We start from the raw sequence: 283 nt of genomic DNA, 5'->3' as shown, positions 1-283 counted from the left end.
CTGGAACGCTTCATTCTCATCTCCACCGACAAAGCTGTACGGCCGACAAATATCATGGGGGCGACCAAACGGATGGCCGAGCTGGTCGTGCAGGATGCCCAGACTCGGAACGCTTCCACGAAATTCGCGATGGTGCGATTTGGCAACGTCCTCGGCTCCTCCGGCTCTGTCCTGCCGTTGTTCCAGAAACAAATCGCCGGTGGGGGGCCAGTGACAGTGACCCACAAGGACGTCACGCGTTTCTTTATGACGATTCCAGAGGCGGCCCGTTTGGTCTTGCTTG

1 protein-coding gene is annotated in these 283 nt (G+C 58.0%); it reads left to right on the top strand.

What is annotated here, in order from left to right; all coding sequences use genetic code 11:
* A partial coding sequence (locus tag V7680_RS15720) for a polysaccharide biosynthesis protein (RefSeq protein ID WP_335654187.1) occupies nucleotides 1–283 on the top strand: 283 nt, incomplete at both ends.

It is taken from the genome of Parasphingorhabdus sp., from assembly GCF_036963705.1.
GTDB lineage: Bacteria > Pseudomonadota > Alphaproteobacteria > Sphingomonadales > Sphingomonadaceae > Parasphingorhabdus.
The sequence above is the reverse complement of the archived record's forward strand: the minus strand, read 5'-3'. Positions and strand labels throughout refer to the sequence as shown.